Origin of the sequence: Aquaspirillum serpens DSM 68 (assembly GCF_000420525.1) — a bacterium.
Taxonomy (GTDB): domain Bacteria; phylum Pseudomonadota; class Gammaproteobacteria; order Burkholderiales; family Aquaspirillaceae; genus Aquaspirillum; species Aquaspirillum serpens.
On sequence record NZ_ATVC01000118.1, the window covers coordinates 1 to 1,021 of the forward strand.

At 48.8% G+C, this 1,021-nt stretch carries 2 protein-coding genes; both read left to right on the forward strand.

Going from position 1 to position 1,021, the window contains the following annotated elements; translation table 11 throughout:
* Positions 1-160: 160 nt before the first annotated feature.
* Complete coding sequence (locus G465_RS14845; RefSeq protein WP_022654823.1) at positions 161-340, forward strand: hypothetical protein; 180 nt, start codon at positions 161-163, stop codon at positions 338-340.
* On the forward strand, positions 330-872 hold the full coding sequence (locus tag G465_RS0112820) for a GNAT family N-acetyltransferase (RefSeq protein WP_022654824.1): 543 nt from the start codon (positions 330-332) through the stop codon (positions 870-872). Before G465_RS14845 ends, G465_RS0112820 begins: the two co-directional genes overlap by 11 nt.
* The last annotated feature ends 149 nt before the right edge of the window (positions 873-1,021 follow it).

The following is a 1,021-nucleotide window of genomic DNA, read 5'->3' on the forward strand; positions in this document are numbered from 1 at the left end:
GGGGGTCAAAACCACGATCAACCAACCAATAACATATTGTATTCATTGAACTATCTGTCTCATTCATTGCCCTTGTTTGCCCCACTTTTGACGACCAAAGATGCCAAGTTCTTTAACTTGTGGGAAAATAGCTCTCTCTCTGCAACAATGAGTAACTGTCATGAAACCTGCAGCCTTCCAAGCAACCCCACAACTGGGCCCTGAAGCTAGCCGTGAGCTGCTACAACGACTTGGTCGCGTGAGCCTAACAGATAAGCGTCGCAAGGAACTAGCAGACTTAGCAACTGCCGCACGTGCTGCTTTTGCTCGTCCTCTTCCTACGGCGGCCAATGACCGTTGAAATCGCAGACCTCGTCATTCGCCATGTCCGTGATGTCGATAATGAGGTCCTCAAGCGTTTTACCTGCGGACGTGACCAGCTCGACGAATTCCTCTTGGAGAACGCACGAGATTATGATGAACATGGGATCACCAGTACCGTGGTGGTATTTGTGCCAGGAAGGAAAACACCTGCCGGTTACTTCAGCTTGTCTGCTGATTCCGTTCGCCTGACAGAGTTTGAAGAATTAGAACTTGGACTGCCTTTTGATGCACCGATCAGCTACTATCCAGCTGTCAAACTAACCAAGCTGGCTACTGCTTCAGATCTGCAGTCACGAGGTATAGGTGAAGCAATTGTTAATTTAATCTGTGGTCTAGTAATTGAAGCTCCGTTTGCTGTTCGAGTGCTGACTGTGGATGCAGTTAACCAACCCAAGGTAATCGCCTTCTATCAAAAAATGGGTTTCGTGGAAAGCCTAGCTGACCGACGAGAAAAGAAAGATCAGCGTACGCCTGCAACGGTGCTAATGGTTAAAGATCTTTATCTGTAGTTCATTGTAATAGGTATATTTCTGTGCCCACCACATCGGCAAAACGGCAAAACACCGCCGTATGTAATCCCGAACCGCCTCGCCCTTGATTGGGTGGGGCGGTTTTTTTTACCCCTCCCCCTGAAATCAGGGGGAGGCTGGGTGGGGGT